This window comes from Chitinophagales bacterium, assembly GCA_020635995.1.
Taxonomy (GTDB): Bacteria; Bacteroidota; Bacteroidia; order Chitinophagales; family UBA8649; genus JAFMKE01.
Map to the genome: position 1 here is coordinate 26,568 of JACJYS010000001.1, position 20,193 is coordinate 46,760.

A 20,193-nucleotide genomic window follows, 5' to 3' on the forward strand; every position below is an offset into this window, starting at 1 on the left:
TTTTATATACTTACTATTCTACGCCACACCCCCCAACTCTCATCTCCCCAATGGTGGTAAACATGTATAAAGTTAACTTTATATTTTGATTTCCAAAAATTATCGGTAAAAAAACCTTCGTCATTAAAATCAATTCCTTTGTTGTAATAGTCGGCTATAAAATTCCATTTTTTGCTTAGTTTTTTATGGTTTTGCAAGCCAAACTCATTTGCTGTAGCTATTAAAGTGCCTTGGTCTCTTGTACGCCAATTTTTATCCTCAAATATCTCCATTGTTTTTTTATGCCACGAAGCTAAAAATTCATGACTTTGGTCGTTAAACAAAAAAACACCCCCATTCCAATGTTGCCAATTTGCGTTTACCTTAATTTTATATTTATTGTAAATAAACTGAGGAAGGTGCTCACATTCATCTTGCCAAATATTATTCCCTTCTTTATCGTGCCAGTTTTGTGTCCACCGGTTGTACTTAAAGCCTGTTTCTTTTTCAATAGTTTTAACGGGAACTTCATGTAGTACAACGCTTCCATTAATCTTATCTACCCATTCTCTATTTATTTTGTCAAAATAGAAATCTTCATTTAGATGAAACTTTTTTAATGCCATAAAATAACGTACAGCTACCGTAAATTTTTTAAAAATATTTTTTTGAATATCATTAAAAAATGAAAGCAATATTTTTTGCCTACTTAAAATTTCCGTATCTGTTATTGCTCTATTTTTATCGTGTTTTAAGCTGGATGCCTCAAAAATATCTCGTTTTATTTTCCATTTTTCACTGCACCCACAAAAAACCGCATAAGGGCTAAATTTTTTAACCACACAATGGTCGGGAGCAAAAGTTACAGGTGCTTCAAATTCCTCAAATATTTTGTCAACATCATTATTTAAGGCTATTACATCAGTATCTAAATAACAATAATTATTTCCTTTAGGCAAAAATTTATAAATGCCTGTTTTTAAATAAATACTGGCTTGATGATGATTAAAATGCTTAGGGGTTTCAATGTCTATTATTAAACTATGTTCAACTTTTATCGCATTTCTGGTACTATCAGTTAAAACAATAATTTCATTTTGACTGTATTTTTTTAACCTCTCTAAAGAATAATGCAAAGTATCAATATGCTCTTTAGCTCCGCAAACTACAAAAACAAATTTATTCATTATAGTCGTTTTTATAGTTTATATACCATTCAATAGATTTTTCAATTCCCTTTTTTAAAGATGTTTGAGGCTTAAAATTAATTTCTCTAAATAATTTTTCAGAATTACTGTACGTTTCTTGCATTTCTTCTTTATCGCCCTCTACTAAAATATAGTTTCCTTTTTTCTGAATAGTTTCTTCTATTAAACTTACATAATCTTTTACAATAATTGGAGAACCATTTCCTATATTAAATATCTCATTTTTGTATTTATTGCCTGCATTCATTTTTTCTATTAATAATGAAATTGATTTTACTATGTCATCTACATAAGTAAAATCTCGCACAAAATTTCCGTAATTAAACAATTTAAAAGGTTCGTTTTTCATTATAGCATCTATAAACTTGTAGTTTGCCATATCGGGTCTGCCCCAAGGACCATACACTGTAAAAAAACGCAATCCTATTATATTCATATCGTAGTTTGAAGCGTAGCTTTGTGCAGTAAGTTCGTTGTTTTTTTTGGTTACGGCATAATAAGATAAAGGATTATTGCACGGGGCATTTTCTTTAAACGGTATAGACGTATCGTTTCCATAAATAGAGGAGCTTGAGGCGTAAATTAAATTGTTTACTCCCGTTTGGTGCATGGCTTCTATTAAATTGTTGAATCCTAAAATATTAGCTTCGGTATATATTTCGGGATGGGTAATAGACTGCCGAACACCCGTAGCTGCTGCCAAATGTACTACCAAGTCTATTTTGTTGTCTTTTAATATTTTTTTAATTAATGAGGTATTGTTTAAATCTGCATACCAAAAGTTAAAATTCTTGGCGGTATAATTAGAGGGCATACTAAACTTAGTTGTATCAAAATTTAGTTGTTCTAATCTTCTTAATTTTATATTGTAGTTGCTAAACTTTGCCAAATTGTCTATACCAACTACTGAATTTTCATTATTCAATTTTTGCCATAAATGAAAGCCTATAAATCCGGCTACACCTGTTATTAAAATGTTTTTTGATAGCACTACGCAAATTTAGTATTCTTAATGTTATTATGAATTAATTTTTTTATAAACTACTTTTTCTTTGATTATTTCTATCAGAATAAGAAGCAGTACCGGTAAATTTAAGATAAATAGAAGCATGGGAATAATTACTGATAGTATTTTTATATCCATTAATATGAAAATAGATAAGTGCATTACAGATAGTGCTATTCCCCAAAATAGAGAGATTTTTTTATTGAGTATGCTTAAAAAAGCAAAACCTTCTAATATAAGAGCTAAAAGGAGTAAAAATTGGCTAATGTATGGGTGTTCTATAATACTATTATAAAAAAATAATCCTTTATTGTAGTCTGCAATATTGCCAGTTGTAACGTATTTGTACATCCAAGATTTTAATATATGATTGGCAAATCCCTTATATTGGGTAAACCAAAAAGGTCCTGAATGAATTATTTTTGAAAGAAAAGATACAAAATATAAACAAGTTATAACCTGTAAGCTAAATTGGTGTCTTTGTTTTGACAAAATACTCTTATCATTTTTGAAGCTAAAAATAATATAAGCAACTAATTGAGCTACAACAACCAAGCTAAACCCAAATAGTCTATGAAGTACGCCCGTTGAATCGGAAACGGCACCAATAATAACAGTTATAACGGTTAATCCTAACAAAGAATACAGCATCTTGATTTCAAAAATGTATAAAACACATAAAGCAATTAGTATAAATATTAGAACAATTTTTACTTCATTTTGAAGAAAAAAAGAACAAGGAATATAGTTGCACAGTCCTAATGGCGAATTTACATAAGTGGCTCTGTATATAATTTTAATAAAAACTTTACTCAGATAAAAAGCAAATATTATTTTTGAAATGAGCCAGGCTTTATCTGAATAAAAATTGGCACTATACTTTTTATAAAAATTATTTACAAGATTCATACAAAACCTCTTTTTTGTTATATGAATCAAATGTCTGGTCAATTTTCATTTTATTTATACAAATACAATAATCCAAACTATCTATTTGTAGTTGCTTATATAATAGTACCCCAATTTCCGATTTTTTTATTCTTCTATCATTTGTAAGGTTATAGTAGTAATGGCTTAATTTAGCACCATTAAGATTATTAAATTTTTGCAAAGGTTGTATTTTACCTAAGCAATCGTCTATATAAAATACATTGGTTGTTTCATTTAGGGCACTATACATTTTTACCATAGAAAAAGGATAATTTCCATCTAAAAAAAAACAAAGAATAGCACAAATTATGAAAACGAAAAACGTTTCCATTTCTTGATACATTATTTTTATAATGTTCCATATTAAAAATAAAATACTGAAACCCACTAAAAAAAGAAGAATTAATTTAATGAACCATAATATAGTTCCGTAATGAGGATACCAATGATGAAATTGCTTTAATGAGGATAAAAACCAACTTTTATAAACAATAAATAAAACAACAGCACCTATACTAAATACCCATATAAAAATAGACTTTATATATCCTCGTTTATTCATGTTGTATATATTTTAAACGAGAATACAAATAATCAAGATTATCGTTAGCAATGCTGTAATTATATATTTGGGTAGAAACAGGATAATATGAAATCAAAATACTGTCAAGTTTTTTAGGGCTTATCGCTAAAGAATTTTCAATCTCTTTATTATATATGCTTATATTTGTATTCATTTCATTTTTATTTAAAATTAGGCAATACTTTTCATATTCATTTTTTAAACCTAAATTTCTAAAAGTATCTAAATCTGCTATTTTAAAATAGTTATTCCTATTTCTGCTCAATTGTTTATTTATTAACCAATAATTAATTTCTTGACTATACAATGTAGATGTTTGATTTGAAATACTTAAACTTATATTTTTTGAGCTTATACTATTAATCTCATTGCTGCTTTTAAATATAGAAACAAAGGGATTTATTAAAAAGTAGATTTTAGTTTCTTGCAGTACATTTTGCACCCGCATTTTATCAAAATTATCTAACAAATAGTTGTTTACAGCGTTTATAGTTATTAAACTGTCATTTAAAATAGCATTAAAAGATCCGGCAACTACCATTGGCAATAACGGAATATTTAAAATACCTCGGCTTTTTTTTGATAGGCTCACACAAGCCAAATTTGTATTAAGCGTGCTATCAAAATAAATACTTAAACTACTATGGCTGGGCAAAGTATAAAAACTATCTATATCGTTTTTATAATTAAGCTGCCAATCTGTATTTTCTTTGTTATTGTACGCAGAGCTATATATAGATTTAAACTTATTGCTTAGCTGGGTATTAAAAGAAAAAATGTTTTCATATTCTTTGCTGATTCTCTTAAAACAAGTAGTGTCGTTTTCTATTTCTTGTAAGCCAGCCACTTCGTCATTTGCATTATAAAAATAAACTCGTAAATCCGGATCATACAGTTCCCATTTGCCGTTGTGGTAAACTTCTGGTATCACATGTCCTTCTAAACCCATTACTCTAGCTTTGTATCCTAATTTATCCCATAGTAATACAAGATGACTTGATAAATCATCACAGTATCCGCTTGCTATGCTATTTATGAAAATATTGGGGTTATGACACCATGGTTTTAGTGTAAATGGTTTAGAGGGGAAAGTATTTTGTATTACATAATGCCATGCAGCTTTAGGAGTATCTATACTTAGTGTTTTACTAATTTTATATATGCTGTCTATCTCCTTTTTTACCAAAATAGGAAACTCATTATTTATATTAAATTGAAAAGAAACCGATTGGAGATTATTATTGCTAATAGTAATTTCATTACCTTTAAATGAAAATTCTTGTTTAATGTTCATTTCTTGATTAACTTGCCTTTTACTATTTTGACAAGCACAAACTAGTAATAAACAAAAAACAACGATATAATTTCTATTTTTCACTATGAATTAAATATTTATAAAAAACATATAATGGATTGATAAAAAAAGCTGTCATTGATATAATTACAGGCAATATCATAACATTCATAAAGAAATAAATACCAAGATGCATACAAAGCAATAATAAGCCCCAATAAAAAGCATATTTTTTCTTAAATACCGCAATTCCGGCAAAAAGCTCAAACAAAACACTTAACGTTAATATAGAAATTATTAAAAAAGGATGGCTAATAATAAAATTAGGAAATGTTTCCATTTTTTGAAGTAGCACATCACTTCTATCAAACAAATACTTATAACCTATTGCTTTTTTTGCTTGAATGGCCAAACCTCTATAATTAAAACTCCATAAAATTCCGGAATTAAATAATTTGCTTAATGCAGATAAGGTATAGCCTGCGGCAATTACTTGAATAGGAAACTGTATTCTGTTTTTGTACAAATATGTTTTCCCTTTTTTACTGAAATACGCATATATGTAAGCCACTAATTGAGCAAAAAGAACCATTGTAAGTACATCTGTTCTAGCAAAAATACCTGTAGAATCTGAAATGGTAAAAACGAGTAAGGAAGTAATGAAAAGAATAGTTAGTGAGAGGAGCATTACTTTTTCAAAGAGGTATAAAATTGAAAATATTATGGCAATAAAAAGTATAATAATTGCAACAGGCTTAAATAAAAAAACATTACAATCAATTAGTTTGCAAAGACCTAAAGGATAATTAGCCGGTTTTGAAAGTAAAATAGTTTTAGCAATGAATAATAAAAAAATAGAAATAAAAGGTATTTTTATAAATAGCCACTCTTCGTTTTTATATTGTTTTAATATTTCAGTAAGTTTTTTCACTTAAGGTTGTTTTGAAGGTAATAATTTTATCGTTTTCTATTGTGAAATACAATCTGTTTAACTGGATATAATCATACCCTTGTTTTTTCCTTTTGTCCTCATCTATTAAAATATTTATTAGATAATCTCCAACTAAATTTAGTTGTTCTTTGGTTTCCATTTGATTGCCATAAGGTATGTTTCTTTCTGTTAAAAAAGCTTCATATAAATCGGGTACATCAATACTTGTGTATTTAGAAATAGAGTTATATGGTACTACTTCGCCATTTTTGTCTTGCAATACAAAGTTATATGCCCCTTCAGATAAAATATTATACATAGGAAATGTAGAAAATGGGTGGTTTCCGTTTAAAATAGGCGAAACCACTAAATAACCTACAAATAAGAAAAGAGTAATTTTATAATAAAAAGGTATTTTTTTGAGTATAAAAGTGCCGTATTTAAAAACTATATATAAACTCCATCCAAAACAACAAAGAAATAGAAAAATCAATATATACTTAAACAACCAAACTAATGTTCCTAAATTGCTGTACCATTGTTTAAACTGAGATAAACTTCCCCAAAACCACCAATTAAAATTTAGTGCAAAGCTAATCCCTAATATGGCAAGTAATATAATGGCAATATGTTTTATTTGTTTTTTCATCTTAATATTACTTGTAAAGTTTTTCCTAAATATACAACAAGCAACAGATAGATTAAGTACGGTAAATTAACCATAAAAATAGTAACGCAAGCAAATATAGACGGTATAAAAACGAGCATTAAAACAAGAATAAAAAAGTGCATTATAAAAATTAACCCACCAAATATGACACTCAGTTTTTTATTGTATAAAACAAAAATTACTATAGTTTCTATTACCAATGTGCTAAACAATATAAATTGAACAAACCATTTATTGGCTTTGAAAAAACTGTACATAAAATCAGAATAACCAACAAAAAAGCTTTGTCCTACCGTTACATAATGGTGCATAATACTTTTTTTTGCATTAAGTGCCATTAATTCATTTTCATTAATCCAATCTAAATTAGAATTCTGGAGTTTACTATAAACTGCTGTAATATATATTACTACTAAAACCTGTAACACGTATTGTATCCTATCTTGCTTTAATGCTGGTTTTTTATTTGTTATTTTATATTTGAGGTATGCTAAACTTTGAGCAAAAAAAACAAAGGGAAAATAGTTGGAGCGAGAGTCTATTCCCGCAGAATCTAAAGTATTTATTAAAAAAAGAAAAATTATACCGAGCAGAAAGGTTGTTAGTAGCATTAAGTTTTCTGTGAAATACAAAATAGCAAGAATTATAAGCAATAAAAATAAGATTGCTTTTACAGCAGGTAGGGCGATTATAGTGCAATCTATCCAGTTACAAACTCCTATTTTTCGGTAAACAGTAGGAATAAAAAAAACCATTTGATAAGAAAAATGCAACCAAAATGCAGTAAAGAAAAATTTAATGAATTGCCACTCGGTATTAGAATATTTATTTGAAAAATATTGTTTAATAACTGCTCTCATAAAACTTATATTTTACAAATTTTAGAGAATCATTCTTTATAAAAAAAGTTTTCTTGTACAGCGAAATTTTTTCTATGTTTTTTTTTCTTACTAACTTAGGATTAATGGACTCTTTTATAAGGTATTTACCAAATTCTGCTCTCAGTTTTATATCATTGTCAACTTGTTTTATACTTAAATTATTTTCGGATAAATAAGAATAAAACATTTTAGAAATCACTGAACTCTGAGTGTTTGATATATCATCTAAAGCTATCAAATTGTTATTTTCATCTTCAATATAAAATACTTGCACATTTTCTTTAAATTTATTGTACATAGAATAAATTGAAAACGGTGATTTTTTTATGTATAAACTAACCAATAGAAATATAATGAAAATGTAAACTTTATTAAGCCGGCTAAATGAAAAAATGTATCTAAAATGCCATATTTTTTTTATGGAGATAAAAGAATTGAACACTAAAAAAAGAAAAGAAAAAATTAACAACAATTTTAAAATAAATATAGCATAAACACTATTAGGATACCACAATTTAAAAAGGCTTAGTGGAGCAAGAAACCACCATTTAAAACTAAAAAATAGAAATATAGTTGCTATACCAATAAAGAGAATTATCCCATAAATAATTTGTTTTCTATACTTTTTCATTCCATTTTTCAAACCATTTTTCCATTACTAAAATTTTCCAAATACGCCAATCATAATCTTCTTTTAGCAAAGCATCAATATACTCTTGTCGTATTATTTTATTTTCCACTAATATACTGTTTTTTAATTGGTTTTTATACCAATTCTTATTCATATAATAACTGTCGGGGCCTACAAAACCTTGCTTTTTTCTTTCTAAAATAATTTCCGGCAAATCATTTTTTATATTTTCAAACAAAACATATTTTGTTTTATCTTGTTTAAAATAAGTTTGTTCCTCAGTATTAAAAATTTCTTCAAACATCTCATGGTCTAAAAATGGCACACGAACTTCTAAACTGTTTGCCATGCTGGCTCTGTCTATTTTTACCAAAACTAATTCCCCCATAAAGCATTTAATATCTAAATATTGAATGGATTTTAATGGTGTTAATTCAGTTTTAAAATGTTTCCTATAAAACCAATGTACATCTTTAGGAATATATTTATGTAAGCGAGGATGCAACATTTTCTTTAATTCTTCCGCATCAAACCAACCCATTGCCATAGCGTGGGCATAAAATGCTACGGTATCATCTTTTTGAAAAAGGGATTTTATTTTATTGAGCCAGTTTTTAGGATAATTTTTTGCATAAAAATCTTTTTGCCAAGTATAGCCGCCAAATAATTCATCTGCTCCTTCGCCACTCATTACAGCTTTTACATTTTCTCTTGCCAACCGGCTAACCATATATGTGGGTATTATAGAAATATCGGCTATGGGTTCGTCATAAACTTGAGGCATTAATTCTATTAATTCTAAACTGTTTTCATTTGCCACTACACTTTTATTTGGCACACATAAATGTTCTGCCACTATTTTAGCAAAATTGTCTTCGCTTTTTTGCCAATTTTCAAAACCTATAGAAAATGTCTGCGGTTTTTCTCCTTGTTTTACTAAATATGAAACTATGGCACTGCTATCGTAACCGCCACTTAAAAATGAACCAATGGGCACATCTGCTCTATTGTGTTGAGCAATTGAAGAAGATAGTCTTTTGTTTATATTCTCAATTAAATATTGCTCATCTTTATTTTTATCTGAACTGTTTAATTTCCAATATTCTACCGTTTGAATAGATAAACTATTGGTATCTATTTCTAAATAATGAGCCGGGGGCACTTTATAAATGTTTTGCCATATAGTTTTGGGGCTTGGAATGTACCGATACACAAAATAATCGCAAAAAGCACTAAAATTTATCTCTTTTTCAGGAATTTCAGAAGCAAAAATTGCTTTAAGCTCAGAGGCAAAAATTAAGTTTGTTTCATTTTTAAAATAATACAGCGGTTTAATGCCAAATCTATCTCTCGCTAAAAATAGTTTGTTTTTATTTTCGTCAAATATGGAAAAAGCAAACATGCCTTTAAGTTTATTTACACAGCCTATTCCCCATTTTTCGTAGGCGGCTATTATTACTTCAGTATCCGTTGTTGTGTTAAAATTGTAGCTTTCTTTTAGCTCAACTTTTAACTCTAAAAAATTATATATTTCGCCATTAAAAGTTAGCCAAATACTTTTGTCATTGTTACATAAAGGTTGTTTGCCTTTTTCACTTAAATCTAAAAAAGATAATCTTCTGTGTCCTAAAGCTAAATGTTCTGTTTTATTTATGTATGTGCCTGCATCATCTGGTCCACGATGATATAATTTATCTCGCATTTGATTAAATACAACTTGCTTAATTGTATCATTCAAATTTATCTGTCCTATAATGCCACACATTTATTTGTCAGTGTTTGTTTTTTTAAATAGGTAATATACTTTTTTAACTTCACTTATTACATAGTCTTTTTTTATTTTTAAAGATATTTTGGCGTTTGTATTTTTCATCAGTTTATTGATTAAAATATAGTATTCTGAGGCTATGCTTTGATATATCTCAAAAGGAATATTTTTATAGTAATCATCATTTATTAATCGCTTTAAAAAACTAATGTGTGATAAATGAAAATTAATCGTGTTGTTTTTAGAAATTCCTTGCAAATGATTTCTGTAAACACTCCAAGTTTCTTTTATGTATTTAAACTTTGCATATTTTATAGCTAAACAAGAAATTTTCCAAGCAATAGAAAAACCGTCATCAATAAATTTAAAACTGCTATCTTTTAAAAAATCAGATTTTAAAAACAAGGAGCTTGTAGGTAAAATTAGTCTATTGGTTAAATCCCACGGATATACATCTGCCGGATAAGTATATATTTCGGCATAACTACTAAAAGAATTAAATAGTATTTTTTCGGCATCGCTTTGCTGTACAATATTTGCGTTATGAAAACAGCCGGTGTACTCTTTGTTGCTTTCTAAAAAATCATATTGAGCTTGAAGTTTGCCACTAAAAGTCCAATAATCATCTCCGTCTAATAAGGCAATATATCTGCTTTTTATGCTTGAAATAGTGGCAATAGCATTAGCTAAAACACCTTTATTTTTTTCACTTTTGAGTAATATAATTTTATCAATATTTTGCTTTTGATAGCCTGTAATTGTTTCAACAGTTTTATCTGTAGAGCCATCATCGGCAATAATAATATTAAAGTTAAAGTTGGTTTTTTGCCCAAGCACACTTTCTAATGCTTGGGCAATGTATTTTTCATGATTGTAGCATAAAATAATTACACTTACATCCATTTATACTAACATGTTTTGAATTTCCTTAGGAATTTCTTTAGCAATAGCTCCTTTATTTAACTGTCTATTTCCAATAAAAGAATTTCTGCCGTGCAAAATTCTTCTATCTTGAAAAAATACTGCTTCGCCCTTTTGAAGTTTTAAGGGTAAAAGCTCTCCACTTCTTTCAATATTCGTGTCTAAAAAATCTTTAAACTCTAATACTAAATCTCGGTGGTTTTTATCTTCCAATGCTCTAAAATAATTCCAATTTATTTTCCAGCCTAAACTGTCCTTTTGTAAAATGTAATCTGAATTTTGAGCAATAGTATTTTCATATCTTCCAAAATGAATTTTGGTTTTTAATAGTTTATCAAACAAATCGGGGTTTATTTCATTTAGTATTTGAACTAATAAATCTACATCAAAAAATGTAGTGGCACCGCCAAATTCTGCTTGCTCAACGCAATAAAAAAACGCACAATAAATTTCAAACGAGAAATAACCATAATCAGTATGCAAGGGCTGTGCATGATTGCTATGTTTGTAAGAACTTTCTTCATGTCCCTTTATGTATTCAATTTTGGTCCAGTGGTTCGGTCGTATTTCTCCCGTAACAGGGTCTTCTTCATAAATAATTGGAAAACCTGCTGTTTGAGCCAAACCCTTATAAAAGGATTCTAAATCCGATTCCGGCAGATTAGGTTTTTTGACATGAAGCACTTTTGTGTTTTTAAATACTTCTGCAAAGTTGTCTGTGTTGTTAATAGAGTTAAAGAATTTCATATTATGATATTTTAGCGTTACTTGAGATGTTTTCTGTTATTATTTTGCCCATACCTATTCGTACTTTTTCGCCAATTTTTACGCCCGGTGCTATTATCGTATTACAACCAATATAGGAAAATTCGCCTATTTCTACATTGCCTAATATCCTAACTCCCGGTCCAAAGGAACAATATCTACCTATTTTGACATCATGACCGATAATAGTACCACAATTAAAAAAAGTACCTTCTCCTACTTCTACATTGCTGCTTACTACTATATCTGGCTGAATAATAGTTCCTGCACCTATTTTTGTAAACTCACTTACGTGTTCTTTTAGCGACATTACGGTTACTAAATTTCCGCCTATATTTCGTATTTTTTCATTCATTCTGTAGCGTTGTACAGGATTGGCAATAGCAGAAACAAAATCAGTTCCTTTAGTTTTAAATATTTCTTTTAATTCTTCTAAAGAATGTATTATTTTATATCTATCAACAAAATAGTCTTCAATACAATCAGACCGGTCATTAAAAAAATAAAATTCTTTATGCCGATAATCTCTTGCCAAACTACCTACCATATCTTTTGCCATACCGCCTGTACCTACAATAACCATTATAATTTATTTAACACATTACGAATATAAGGAGAATTTTGTATAGATTTTAGATGCATTTTATTAAACATACTGTAAGGAAAGCGGAGTGGCTTTAAAAAATCTATAATTAATACCGTTCTATTGGTTTCTCCATTATTCCAAGCACTATGTGTAAATGTATCGTCAAACACCATTATTTCTCCTTCTTTTATTTGAAATACTTTATCTTCTACTTTTAATCCACAAAGGTCGGGGTTGTGTATATCTATTCCTATTTGTATGCGAAGAACGCCAAAATTGTTTCCCGTATGTGGCGGAATTTCTTTTCCGCTTTCCATTGTAGAAAACATTACTAAAGATATGGCTTTTCTATTTTTTTCTATTAATTGAGTTATTAATGGAAAATCAGCTTTTATTTTGTCATTATAATATCCATATCCGTATATAAATAAAGCTTTCCATTTTTTATCTTCGTTTAACTCTTTTTGTTCCTCCGAAATTTCGTCTATCGGTTTAATATAGTTCGGATTGTTTTTGAGAAAAGTTTGTCTTTCTTTTTTAATTTCATCATAGTTGTTTAAAAAGTCAGCTACCCAATATGGTAATTTATGCCCATAAGGTTTTCTTTCTTTTTTAATTTTATTCATCAGTGTGTTAAATGCAAAATTTAGCATTGTTCAATTTTTTGGGCGTGAGCAATAAATTTTGGAAAATCAGCACTTAAATTAGTAACCATTTCTTCTTTAGTTATGTCGTCAATAAGTTCATAAGGTGTTTTGCCACTATAAAAGTCCTCCTTAGGGTTTTCTTTTAAAAAGTGACTACTGTCAACTTTAAATCCAATAATTTTATCTTTAAACAAATTTTCATCCCTATGGTAGTTATACATTTGAGCATTTTTTGATGTTACTAATGCTTCTACTGCTATTCTTGGGTATGGGAGATAGTTGTTGCTTGAACCGTGTAAAAGACTTCTGTCAAACAGTAAAATTTCCCCTGCTTTTGCCGTAATTGGTTTTAAATAGGGTTTTAGTTTCTTTAAAAAACTGCCTTCTACAGGGTTAAACCCAAACTGCCTATGGTAGTTGGTATTTATATGGCTTCCGGGAAAAACCCATAAGCAACCGTTTAATTTGGTTGAATCTACCAATGGAATCCAAGCATTTAATGCAAAATGTTTAGCATCATCTACCACAGAGGAATCTTGATGCCAAATATCACTTTTAAAGCCAAAGGGTTTTATGATGTGGGAAACGGGGTAAATCTCTACTTTGTCTATATTAAGATATTTCTCTAATGTGGGCAAAAAGTAATCTCTTACCATGTTATTACTTTTATCTTTTAAAACTTTATTAGCATTTATTAGGTTGTAGAGCTCTCCTTTAGGATACGTTTTTTGTGTTTCTTTTATTAATTCAATAGACTTTTCTTTAAGTTCTGCTAATATTACTTCGTCTAATTTCCCCACAGTGGCATAGCCTAAGTATTTAAGCGATTTATTTGCCTTTTCATTATTTTTAATAATTTCAGTCATGGTTAAAAAGTATTGATTTATTAACTTTAAAATATTGATAAACTGTAAAAACAAAACAACATAATGCTATAAAATTAAATAATATATCTCTAATTTCATAAAAGAACAACGGTAATGTTTTTGTAAAAAATTGAGCAGAGTAAAATATTGATATTAAAACAGTTATTGAACAAAAAATAATTGTTGATACCCAGTTAATTTTAGCACTTTCCGCTTCTTTAAAATTAAAAAATTGCAATGCAATTATAATAGAATAGATAATCATATAAGGGAAAAACACAGGAATATTAAGAATAAAAAGTATGCTTAAATGAAAAATACAGGCCAAAGAGCAAAGGATAATAAAATATTTTTTTGTAATAAAATTAACAATAAACAAAGATTGGAAAATGAGTGTTATATAGTCTGCAAACTTCCAAAATGCTATGCTTTTAAGTTGTAAAAAGGTATTTGAAAAAAATTGTTGAAAGTGATATCCTAAATTAAATTGTACTAGATAGCTATAAACAACAAGTTCTTTGGGGTTTGCCCAACCAGAAGAAAGTTTGTTTAGCATAGCGGATAAATACCCAATAGAAATTAACAAAACATATATATATACTAATTCTGTTCTTTTTTCTTTATACTGCAAAAAAAGAAAAATTAATAGAGGGGTTAAGTTTATTATTATTATTGAAGCTCTAAATCTTACATGGTTTTGAAATACAAAGTCTAAAACAAACAGAAGTATAAAAGTAAGTAAATGACCATATTTTTTTAACGGATTTAATATATTAAAAGATACCAGACCCATTAATACTATTTCTGCCAATTTAGCAAACCCGACAAAGAGAGGATTAATGTCAATTCCTTTTACATTATGGAAAAATTCATATTCAAATGTGTAATTTCTATATCCACCTAAAACAAAATAACCAACATAAAAAATAATTATTATATATTTCATGGCAGTCTTATATCTTTATATTGTTGAGTTACTTCTAACTTAATAGTATCTGTAGTGTTGTATTTTTCTCTGTAAAGTACGTTTAAAAAATTTACGCAATCTTTTGAGTATTTTTCTTTGCCTGCAAACTCGTTAAAAAAAAGATAAAATCTTTTATCGTAAGGGTTAACCAACTCCATAAAATCATAAGGTTTATTGTTTATTGTGTATTTTATTTGATTGTACGGAATTTGCTCATTTCCATACGAATGATTGGGAAAATGGGGAAAGAGAAGAGAAGGAAAAAAGCTGCCTAATGTTAAATTAGAAACAATGTTAACTACAAAAAAACAAAATAGCACTACTTTTATTTTAATAAAAGGAATATGTTTTATTTTTTGCCACATAATTTATTATAAAAAGTTATAGAAACCGCATCTTTCTTTTCAACATTTTTGAGTGAATCTTCAGAATAATAAGAAAACCAACCTTCATGTTCTCTATTTTTATTTACATTTTCACTTTTCGCATTAAAGATAAATAGTAATTTTTTTTTATCATAATATTTAGCCAAGAATTTATAAAGATTTTTTCTTAAGTCAGAAAAACACACAAATTGTATCTTATCAGAAATATTTTTGAGTATTATTTGCTCTGTTTCTTTAACATCTTTAGTTACTGAAATATCTGCAAAAACGGATTTTGGATTTTCACAATATAAAAAAATCAGAAGAGCGGTATATAAACCTACTTCTTTAGGTGTTTCTATTCCTATTATTTGAGGAACTATTTTTTTAAAGTAATAAATATCTAAAAATGTAAGAAACTCAGTGAAATTTATATTAGGAAATTGAGGGAAAAGCTTTAAAATATTAGTGTCTGTTAACGTGTCATTTGTTATCCATTTTTTAGTTTCATAGTACGAAACATAAAATTCAAAGGGGTTTCTTATGGTAGTAAAAATCTGTTTTTCAATATGTTCTTTGGGAATTTGAGAGATGCCGTTATGATTATCTCTACTAAAAGGTATTCCATTAAAGGCATCATTTATTTTATAGTCAATATAATATGGTTTTTTTGACAATAGTTTAGACAAATAACTTTTTTGATTATAAGCAGGAATAAGTTCCTCCTGATATAATTTTTTTAAAAAAACCGTTATAAAAGTTCCTCCTGATTTTGGGAAGTGAATGTAAACAAGTTTATCTGTTATAATCATAATTTTGTTTTTTCCCAAATAAAAAATGGTCTTACCGGTCCCATAGATTTTTTCATCCACAAGTTGTCATAAACACCTAAATTAAATTCTACAGAACCTGCATTAAGATATTGAAACGTAATTTCGTTACTTATTATATCTAACCCTATAATATCAAAATAAAAAACACCATGGTTGAAGTATTTAGCTGGTATATTAATGGATAATTGGAAATTAGTGTCATTTTTATCAACTAAATTTTTGTTGTTTAGCAGATAAGAAGTAACAAAAACCACATTGCCAAAAACATCTTTGGCTTTTATAGCAAGATGACAGAACAAATCTTTTTTAGTGTGGCACAAGATTTTTAATTGGATAGGCTTGTCAATAGAAATGTTATTGGCAAGTGCATTGTTGTGATAGCAATTCAGCTCAAGTTTCTCAAAATATTTTTTATAGTCATTGTTGTTTTTGCCATAATTTGCCACACTATTTCTGTAGTACTCTAATAATGCATTTGTAGAACCCTGCTTAACAATTTTGCCATGCGAAAGTTCTATAATTTCAGTTGAAGTGTTAATTATTTCTTGAAAACTGTGAGATATTAATAAAATGGTTTTGCTTTTTGTGGCACTTATTCTATTAAAATAATCTGTGGTTTTACTTTTAAAAGCGGCATCTCCTACGCTCATAACTTCATCTAATAAAATAATATCCGATTTTAAGTGTATTATTATTGAAAAAGCCAATCGCAAAAACATACCACTGCTATAGTTTTTAACTGGTGTTTCAATAAAGTCTTCTATTTCACTAAATTCCACTATCTCATTAAAAACAGTGTCAATTTCCTTGTGGCTCATTCCTAAAAGTTCTCCTCTTAAATATACATTTTCACGCCCTGTTAATTCGGGGTGAAATCCTGTTCCTACATCTAATATGCTGGCAATATTGCCATTAATTTGTACTCTGCCAGAAGATGGTTTTACTACTCCACTTAAAATCTTTAACAATGTGCTTTTGCCACTGCCATTTTTACCAATTATGCCTACTGTTTCTCCCTTCTTTATTTCAAAACCGACATCCTTTAAGGCATAAAAATCCTCTTGCCTGCCATCTTTATTTTTCTTTTGATAAACTTTTGAAAGACTTTCTACTTTAATTGCTATGTCATTGCCACTATTTGACATTATAGTAAGTCTATTATTTTGTCTTCTACTTTTTTAAAGTAAAAAAAGCCTACTCCAAATATAATAAAAGAAAGAGCTATACCTATTAAAATAAACTTATTTATGGGCTCATCAAAAACGCACCACCTAAATAGCTGAATAACAGCAGCCATTGGGTTTATATATAGCCAATCGGCATACTGCTGCGGTATAACTGTAACGGGATAAAATACGGGCGTTAGCCATATTCCAAAATAAATTAAAAACGGAATTATATGGTTTAAATCTCTATTTTTGATAGTTGCCGCACTTAATATTAATGCTGTGCCAATTGAAAATAGCGTTAAAATAAATATAGGAATTGGTATAAGTATTATTTTCCAAGAAATAGGAACGCTGAAAATTAATAGCATTAATAAAAATATAATAAATATGACACCAAATTCTACAAAAGCCACTAAAACTTTAGAAAAAGGCAATATCATTTTTGGGAAATACATTTTGCGTATTAAATCTTGATTTTGCATTAAACTGGTACTTCCTTGGCTAAAGATATAATTAAATAAGCCCCAAAGCAAAACCCCACTCAACACAAAAAGCACATAAGGATAGGGTGTTTCAAAATTTAATAAAACCGAAAAAAACAGCGTATAAACTATTACTGACGTAATTGGCTGAACAACCGTCCACGCTAAACCTAAAACCGTTTGAGCATATTTAACTTTCAAATCTCGTTTTGCCAGTGTAATAATAAGCGATTTGTGATTCCATATTTTTTGTAAATATGTCTTTAAATCATCTGGTTCTGCACTAATTACAATTTTACTCATGCTTAAAAAACTCCTTTATTTTATTACAAACAAATAGCACTTCTTTCTTTGTTAAATTATTATGCAAAGGTAGCCTAAGCAAACCTTCCGATACCAATTTAGTATTATTTAAACCAACAAAAGTGCCTATTTCCTTCCCAAATTTAGAATTATGCAGTGGAATATAGTGAAACATGGCTTCTATATTGTTTTTTGCTAAAAATTTATTTAAAGATTTTCTTTCATCTTCGCTTTGGCAAAGTATATAAAATTCGTGAACATTATTATTTAGCTTGCTTTCATCTATAATTTTTATTGATTTTATGTTTTTTAGTTCATTATAATACTGTTTAGATATTTCAACTCTCTTTTTTAATATTTTTTCTTGTTGCTTTAGTTGTTCATATAAAACAACACTATTTAATTCGGGCATTTGGTATTTAGAACCAAGAGAAACCCATTCATAATAAGGTATGTTTCCTTTTTCAAAAGCAACTCTATTGGTTCCTAAGTGATAAGTATTATTTAGCACTTCTGAGAATTTCTTATTGTTACAAACCAACAATCCGCCTTGTGCGGCTACTATATGTTTTGTTATATCAAAACTTACTACACCAAAATCGCCAAATGTGCCAAGCGGTTTATTTTTGTAAGTTGAACCAAAAGCCATAGCGGCATCTTCTATTAAATAGAGCTTATTTTTTTTAGCGATTTTTACTAATTCATCTATTTTGCAAGCATGCCCGGCATAGTGCATACATACAATGGCTTTTGTTTTTTTAGTAATTGCTTGCTCTACAAGCTGTGGGTCTATACCAAAGGTATCTAATTCTATATCTACAAAAACCAATTTTGCTCCTCTTAATGCAAAGGCATTGGCAGTAGAAACAAAAGTATAGCTTGGCAATATTATTTCATCGCCTTCTTTTATATTAAGAGCAAGGGCTATCATCTCTAAAGCACCCGTGGCAGAATGTGTAAGCCATAAATTAGCTTCGGAATAAGTTTTTTGTAGTAAATTTATACACTTATTAGAGAAATGCTTTTTGCGAAATAAATCATAATCACTAAAAAGTTTTTCTAAATTCTTAGTATAATTGCTTGATGAATAAAAACTATTAAATTTAATCTTATTTTTCATTGCTACACTTAGCCCACATAATCAATCCTGTAAAGGTAAAAGAAAGTTCAGACTTATTTTATGCACAACACATTACTTTTAAAAGTATGTTAAATGCAAAAAAACATATTGATGGCACTGTGAAAGTAGATTTGCTGACTACACAATACGAAGAGGACATTGAAATTATTCCGCAATACTTCACTGTTTTATCAAATTTAGAACAAAGTGTTTTAACCATTAATCCTAAACTAAGCAATAGGAAACTTCCTTTAATTAAAGATATACTTTTAAAAGCTTATGAAAACTCAGATGCCGAATATTTTATTTACACCAATGTAGATATTGGCTTAATGCCTTTTTTTTATGAGTTTGTTGATAAAAAAATAAAGGAAGGCTACGATGCTTTGGTAATAAATAGACGGAGATTGTCTAAAAAGTACAGCAAAGTGGACGATTTGACAGAAATTTATGCCGATTTAGGTGCTTCTCACCCCGGCTTTGATTGCTTTGTTTTTAAAAGAGAGTTGATACCTCAGCTTATACTTGCAGATATTTGTGTTGGTATTTCTTTTATAGGTGTGGCATTAATGCATAATGTTTTTTGCTTTGCTCAAAATCCACTTTTTTTACCCGACAAACATTTGACTTTTCATATAGGAACAGATGTATTAGTACCAAGAAACAATGCGTTTTATAAACACAATAAAACCGAATTTTTTGAAAAAGTATATCCGCAGCTAAAACCACACATTAATCTTGAAAAATTCCCTTACGGAAATCAAAAATTGCACAAAAGATTGCTTGGTTGGGGCTTAAACCCAAGTTTATTTACCACTACTTTTTTAGAGCTTGAAGGGAAATCTTTTTTACAAAAAATAAAAGTTTATTTAGATGAAATACGCTGGCGTATTTTACAAAAATAACTAAGCAGCTTTAACGCTAACTGCTTCATTTCCTTCCAGTTGCTCTATTTTATTTTGCAATGCCGTTAAATACCCAAAATCTAATTTATAATCAAAATGAGTTTTTTCTAAACGGTTTAGAGCGTGATATAAGTGAATACGTGCAGAACTAAATTTTTTAATATCTATACTTAGCACAGCTAAAAATCCATGGATATATACTAAAGTATAATCATTGGTTTGTTTAGCAAAACTTATACATTCTCTTGCTATATTCATAGCTTTTAGTTTATAACCTTGGTTGGCTGTTTCTATAGCTAATTCAAATAGCTTTTCTAAATTAACATTTCCTTCAAAAATGCTTTTTTCTCTTGTCTGAATTTCATTTTGTACTTTCATAACTA

At 28.5% G+C, this 20,193-nt stretch carries 23 protein-coding genes; 1 reads left to right on the forward strand and 22 read right to left on the reverse strand.

Going from position 1 to position 20,193, the window contains the following annotated elements; translation table 11 throughout:
• Positions 1-2: 2 nt before the first annotated feature.
• The 21 genes from H6578_00135 to rffA all read right to left on the reverse strand — a co-directional run bounded on the left by H6578_00135 (position 3) and on the right by rffA (position 18,905).
• Positions 3-1,166 carry a hypothetical protein gene (locus tag H6578_00135; GenBank protein ID MCB9225561.1) on the reverse strand — a complete coding sequence of 388 codons (1,164 nt, stop codon included), beginning with the start codon at positions 1,164-1,166 and terminating at the stop codon, positions 3-5.
• Entirely contained in the window at positions 1,159-2,178 is a 1,020-nt protein-coding gene (locus H6578_00140; protein ID MCB9225562.1) for an NAD-dependent epimerase/dehydratase family protein, read from the reverse strand. Before H6578_00140 ends, H6578_00135 begins: the two co-directional genes overlap by 8 nt.
• A 27-nt stretch (positions 2,179-2,205) precedes the next feature.
• On the reverse strand, positions 2,206-3,102 hold the full coding sequence (locus H6578_00145; protein MCB9225563.1) for a hypothetical protein: 897 nt from the start codon (positions 3,100-3,102) through the stop codon (positions 2,206-2,208).
• Positions 3,086-3,685, reverse strand: a complete 600-nt coding sequence (locus H6578_00150; GenBank protein ID MCB9225564.1) for a hypothetical protein — start codon at positions 3,683-3,685, stop codon at positions 3,086-3,088. The genes H6578_00145 and H6578_00150 overlap by 17 nt, the downstream gene beginning before the upstream one ends.
• Positions 3,678-5,000, reverse strand: a complete 1,323-nt coding sequence (locus H6578_00155) for a hypothetical protein (GenBank protein ID MCB9225565.1) — start codon at positions 4,998-5,000, stop codon at positions 3,678-3,680. The genes H6578_00150 and H6578_00155 overlap by 8 nt, the downstream gene beginning before the upstream one ends.
• 73 nt (positions 5,001-5,073) lie before the next feature.
• Positions 5,074-5,931, reverse strand: coding sequence for a hypothetical protein (locus H6578_00160; GenBank protein ID MCB9225566.1), 858 nt, complete (start codon positions 5,929-5,931; stop codon positions 5,074-5,076).
• Entirely contained in the window at positions 5,915-6,580 is a 666-nt protein-coding gene (locus H6578_00165; protein MCB9225567.1) for a hypothetical protein, read from the reverse strand. The genes H6578_00160 and H6578_00165 overlap by 17 nt, the downstream gene beginning before the upstream one ends.
• The gene (locus H6578_00170) at positions 6,577-7,461 is read right to left on the reverse strand and encodes a hypothetical protein (protein ID MCB9225568.1); all 885 of its coding nucleotides are present in this window, start codon (positions 7,459-7,461) and stop codon (positions 6,577-6,579) included. The genes H6578_00165 and H6578_00170 overlap by 4 nt, the downstream gene beginning before the upstream one ends.
• Entirely contained in the window at positions 7,445-7,780 is a 336-nt protein-coding gene (locus H6578_00175; GenBank protein MCB9225569.1) for a hypothetical protein, read from the reverse strand. Before H6578_00175 ends, H6578_00170 begins: the two co-directional genes overlap by 17 nt.
• Positions 7,781-8,099: 319 nt before the next feature.
• Entirely contained in the window at positions 8,100-9,878 is a 1,779-nt protein-coding gene (asnB, locus tag H6578_00180) for an asparagine synthase (glutamine-hydrolyzing) (protein MCB9225570.1), read from the reverse strand.
• Positions 9,879-10,784, reverse strand: coding sequence for a glycosyltransferase (locus H6578_00185; GenBank protein ID MCB9225571.1), 906 nt, complete (start codon positions 10,782-10,784; stop codon positions 9,879-9,881).
• The gene (locus H6578_00190; GenBank protein MCB9225572.1) at positions 10,785-11,549 is read right to left on the reverse strand and encodes a TauD/TfdA family dioxygenase; all 765 of its coding nucleotides are present in this window, start codon (positions 11,547-11,549) and stop codon (positions 10,785-10,787) included. It lies immediately after the preceding gene.
• Between the two features lies 1 nt (position 11,550).
• Positions 11,551-12,150, reverse strand: coding sequence for an acetyltransferase (locus H6578_00195; protein MCB9225573.1), 600 nt, complete (start codon positions 12,148-12,150; stop codon positions 11,551-11,553).
• Complete coding sequence (locus H6578_00200; protein MCB9225574.1) at positions 12,150-12,806, reverse strand: aspartyl/asparaginyl beta-hydroxylase domain-containing protein; 657 nt, start codon at positions 12,804-12,806, stop codon at positions 12,150-12,152. The genes H6578_00195 and H6578_00200 overlap by 1 nt, the downstream gene beginning before the upstream one ends.
• Positions 12,800-13,666: a phytanoyl-CoA dioxygenase family protein gene (locus tag H6578_00205; GenBank protein MCB9225575.1), complete on the reverse strand. Its 867-nt coding sequence runs from the start codon at positions 13,664-13,666 to the stop codon at positions 12,800-12,802. The genes H6578_00200 and H6578_00205 overlap by 7 nt, the downstream gene beginning before the upstream one ends.
• Positions 13,659-14,612, reverse strand: coding sequence for a hypothetical protein (locus H6578_00210; GenBank protein MCB9225576.1), 954 nt, complete (start codon positions 14,610-14,612; stop codon positions 13,659-13,661). Before H6578_00210 ends, H6578_00205 begins: the two co-directional genes overlap by 8 nt.
• Positions 14,609-14,998: a hypothetical protein gene (locus tag H6578_00215; GenBank protein ID MCB9225577.1), complete on the reverse strand. Its 390-nt coding sequence runs from the start codon at positions 14,996-14,998 to the stop codon at positions 14,609-14,611. Before H6578_00215 ends, H6578_00210 begins: the two co-directional genes overlap by 4 nt.
• Positions 14,983-15,870 (reverse strand): sulfotransferase family 2 domain-containing protein, encoded by an 888-nt coding sequence (locus tag H6578_00220; GenBank protein MCB9225578.1) that lies wholly within the window; start codon positions 15,868-15,870, stop codon positions 14,983-14,985. Before H6578_00220 ends, H6578_00215 begins: the two co-directional genes overlap by 16 nt.
• On the reverse strand, positions 15,807-16,976 hold the full coding sequence (locus tag H6578_00225; GenBank protein MCB9225579.1) for an ABC transporter ATP-binding protein: 1,170 nt from the start codon (positions 16,974-16,976) through the stop codon (positions 15,807-15,809). Before H6578_00225 ends, H6578_00220 begins: the two co-directional genes overlap by 64 nt.
• Positions 16,976-17,785, reverse strand: coding sequence for an ABC transporter permease (locus H6578_00230; GenBank protein ID MCB9225580.1), 810 nt, complete (start codon positions 17,783-17,785; stop codon positions 16,976-16,978). The genes H6578_00225 and H6578_00230 overlap by 1 nt, the downstream gene beginning before the upstream one ends.
• Positions 17,778-18,905 carry a dTDP-4-amino-4,6-dideoxygalactose transaminase gene (rffA, locus tag H6578_00235; protein ID MCB9225581.1) on the reverse strand — a complete coding sequence of 376 codons (1,128 nt, stop codon included), beginning with the start codon at positions 18,903-18,905 and terminating at the stop codon, positions 17,778-17,780. The genes H6578_00230 and rffA overlap by 8 nt, the downstream gene beginning before the upstream one ends.
• On the opposite strand from rffA, the gene H6578_00240 reads away from it, so the two are divergent.
• Positions 18,905-19,810, forward strand: coding sequence for a hypothetical protein (locus H6578_00240; protein MCB9225582.1), 906 nt, complete (start codon positions 18,905-18,907; stop codon positions 19,808-19,810). The two genes, rffA and H6578_00240, sit on opposite strands and share 1 nt — an antisense overlap.
• Here H6578_00240 and H6578_00245 read toward each other — a convergent pair whose 3' ends face one another.
• Positions 19,811-20,188, reverse strand: a complete 378-nt coding sequence (locus tag H6578_00245; GenBank protein ID MCB9225583.1) for a hypothetical protein — start codon at positions 20,186-20,188, stop codon at positions 19,811-19,813.
• Positions 20,189-20,193 lie beyond the last annotated feature (5 nt).